The following is a 3430-nucleotide window of genomic DNA, read 5'->3' as shown; positions in this document are numbered from 1 at the left end:
CCGCGTACCTGTGCTCCCCGCACCCGCAGGGATGGTCCCAGGCCCTTCGTCGTGCTGGAGACCGTGGTGCTGTGCTCCCCGCACCCGCGGGGATGCTCCCAGGGCGACCTCGTAGCCCTGCCCGAGCGCTTCGTGCTCCCCGCACCCGCGGGGATGGTCCCTGCGACCGTCCGGTCCTCGATCCGCTGTATCCGTGCTCCCCGCACCCGCGGGGATGGTCCCCAGACGGCCCGGCCCCGGGCGGTCCGGTCGCCGTGCTCCCCGCACCCGCGGGGATGGTCCCCTCCCGTGCTCGCCGTCGTCCCCGAACGCAAGGTGCTCCCCGCACCCGCGGGGATGTCCTGTCGATGCCGATCGTCTTGCCCGACAGGGTTTGTGCTCCCCGCACCCGCGGGGATGGTCCCCGGCCGCTACTTCTCAGGGGGCGGGGGGAGCGGTGCTCCCCGCACCCGCGGGGATGGTCCCTGGAAGTGCTTGATGTAGTCGGCGTTCTCGTCGTGCTCCCCGCACCCGCGGGGATGGTCCCGCCTCGGCCCGTTCCGTCCGGCTCGATGTGTCGTGCTCCCCGCACCCGCGGGGATGGTCCCCAGCTGCTCGTCGAAAACGCCCGGCTCTACGTGTGCTCCCCGCACCCGCGGGGATGGTCCCGGGGCTGCTCCGTTGTCCTCCGGGTCTGCTCTGTGCTCCCCGCACCCGCGGGGATGGTCCCGACTGATCTTGTGAACTGGACCCCCGTGCCCGGTGCTCCCCGCACCCGCGGGGATGGTCCCCAGCGGCCGGAGCTGCCCGCCCAGCGCGACTGGTGCTCCCCGCACCCGCGGGGATGGTCCCGCGGTGCGCGTGATCGCGTGGCGGGACTGCGAAGTGCTCCCCGCACGTGCGGGGTTGGTCCCAGCGCGGACGTTGTTCGCCGCGTGATCGAGATGTGCCCTCCCGCCCCCGCCCCCGCCCCCGCAGGGACGGTCCCGCGACGCGTCGGTCCTCAGGAAGGGTGTAGAGCTGCTCCCCGCGCGTGGATGATCTCTACTGGGTGAGGGCATCCGGCCCTCTCCTTTGCTGCTCCCCGCGCGTCGGGGATGGCTCTGCGCGGTTCGACACCACGACGTTCAGCCGCGACTGCTCCCAGCGCGTGCGGGAGTGGTCGCCGAGGTCCTCCCCGAGAAGCTGCTCAAGGTCGTGCTCCTCACACCCGCAGGGATGGTCCCAGGGTGGTGAACTCGTAGTGGAGGATGTACTCGTGCTCCCCGCACCCGCAGGGATGGTCCCAACTGGGATCCGCGTGATGGCACAGTGGACCTATCGTCGACTCCACTTCCACCACGAGCGGGCCGCATGCCGCCCAGGCGTTGCGTGGGGCTCTCGGACTGGTCCGTGGGCGGCCGTTCATGTCCGATGACCGCCGCCGCTACCGGTGGGCCGAACACCTGGCCCAGGTCATGCTCAGCAAGATCGTCCTCACCGCCGAGGAACTCGCCCAGCGCTGCCTCGAAGACCGCGACCCCCGGGGCGCAGTCTGGGCCGCGGCCAAGGGGCTGGACGTCGCCCCGGAGATCGAGAGCCTCTACCGCATCCTCTTCCAGGCCTACGCCGCGCTCGGCGACCACGACTCCCTGGAACGGGCCGCCGAGGCCCTGGAGGACTTCAACATGAGGCTCGGCACCGAGACCGAGGACGAGACCATCACCATCCTCAACGAGCTCATGGCGAAGGCCTGACCGCCCGTTGGCCACGTCGGCCACCCACAGCAAGCCATGAGTGGCCGACGATGGCCGATGGGTGTGGCCGGCTCCGTCGTCGAGTCGTCGGCGGGTCATCGCCGCCCATCGCTCACCCATCGTTGGCCGTCGCTGGGCCCGTCGCGGCCGGAACCGCGCGTCATCGGTCATCGCTGCATCGGTCATCGCCCCCTCCTGGATGCCAGCAGCGGCCGAGCGATGGCGCACCCATCACCGTTGCGCACCTGCGCAGCGCGGCCGGTCGCGATGGGGCCGGGTAACCGCAGTCCGGCGAGGCCGGTTACCCGGACTCATCAGGGCCACTCGCGGCCGGTCATCGGTTACCCGATTCGGGTAACCAGCACCGATGGCCCTTGATACCTGCAGGTCAGCTAGCGGTTACCTGTGATGTCCGAGGTTGATCGGCGGGTCGCCATCGGCGCCGGCCTCAAGGCGCTCGGAGGGCTCGGGCGCCTGCTCGCGCGCGGTCGTCGGCGATGGCCGATGAGGGGGGATCGGCCATGGCCGGTGGCCGATCGGACCTCGTCGGCCACCTCATCGCGGGATTCCGGTGACCGATCAAGGCGGCTGAGCACTGGCCGATTACTTGAATTACCAACCAATCGGCCAGCGATGACCGGCCGCTATCGCTGGTTGGGTACCGACTGCAGCGGCCGGTACGTCGCCCGCTCCTGCTCGTCGATGAAGTCGCGCGCCTGACCGGCCACCCTGCGCGCCGTCCGCTCCGAGAGGTTCAGCTTCCGGCCAATCGCCGCACCGCTCATCGACGGCTCGGCGCGCAGCAGTTCCACCGCCGCACGGACCCGCTCGTCCTCCGGCAGCATCTCCGCCTCCTCGGGTGACCGCTCTGGCTGCAGGGCGAGCTGGCCGGCCACGGCCACGTCAGCCTCCCCGTCGCGCGGAGCCGACGCGGACACCCCAGCTGCTCCGGGCGTGACCAGAGCTCCCTCCGCGATCCCGCCCGCCATCCGCAGAGTGGATGGCTCGACGCTCGCCACGGGCAGCGACTCGGCCACCGGCTCCGGAGTGCGGGCCGGTTCAGCAGGCGGGGCGCCGAAGAAGGCGTGCGACTCCGCGGCCACACTTGAGGCGTCAGCCGGCACCATCGCGTCCATCGGTGCCGACGGCATATCCGGGCCGCTCACGCTCTGCTCCTCGGCCACCGGATCGGCGGCCGCCTCTCGTTCCCGGAGGGTCTGGAGCAGGGGGCGCAGCTCAGCGTCTGAGAACGGCCGGCCACCGGCGGCCGCGACGCCATAGGTGTCCAGGAGGTAGTAGCCGAACTGATGGCCGGTGGGAGCGACGCCGTACTGACTGACGTAGGCACGGAGCGCCTCGTCGTAGCCCTCAAGTTCCGCATCGTCGACCGGCGTGACGGCGATGTACGCCTCCTGCGACGGGGCCTGGGGCGGCAACGGCTCCGGCAGCGAAGCCTCCCCCGCGCCCGCCTCATCCTGCTGCTCTGGCTCCTGGAGCTCCTCGCGTTCAGCCTCGCGGGCTGGGACGGCAGTACGGACTGCACGGCCGGTCGGCGGAAGCAGTGCGGGTTCGATCCCCGCCGCTGCGAGCCCCGCGGGCGCGGTCTCCGCGAGCGGCACGCCGAACCGCGCCAGGCGCAGCGGCATCAGGGACTCCACGGGGGCCTTGCGGCGCCAGGAGCGGCCGAAGCGGGCCTGGAGGCGGGCCTGGTAGAT

At 71.7% G+C, this 3430-nt stretch carries 1 protein-coding gene, 1 pseudogene and 1 CRISPR repeat array; of the genes and pseudogenes, one reads left to right on the top strand and one right to left on the bottom strand.

Features of this window, described 5'->3' with window-relative positions:
- Positions 1–10: 10 nt before the first annotated feature.
- Positions 11–893: direct repeats of the CRISPR family, unit length 29 nt; unit sequence GTGCTCCCCGCACCCGCGGGGATGGTCCC.
- A gap of 492 nt (positions 894–1385) precedes the next feature.
- Complete coding sequence (locus ACZ5CR_RS43495; protein ID WP_468868729.1) at positions 1386–1715, top strand: hypothetical protein; 330 nt, start codon at positions 1386–1388, stop codon at positions 1713–1715.
- 644 nt (positions 1716–2359) lie between these two features.
- On the opposite strand, the pseudogene ACZ5CR_RS43490 reads toward ACZ5CR_RS43495, so the two are convergent.
- Positions 2360–3430 (bottom strand): annotated as a pseudogene (locus tag ACZ5CR_RS43490) (hypothetical protein); the annotation flags it as partial.

This window comes from Streptomyces sp. NPDC031274 (assembly GCF_055570235.1).
Note: the sequence above shows the minus strand (reverse complement) of the source record. Positions and strands in the feature narration are given on the sequence as shown.

Excerpts from the sequence above, each read along its gene's own strand:
- ACZ5CR_RS43495 (WP_468868729.1), top strand. The coding sequence starts at position 1,386 with ATGTCCGATGACCGCCGCCGCTACCGGTGGGCCGAACACCTGGCCCAG.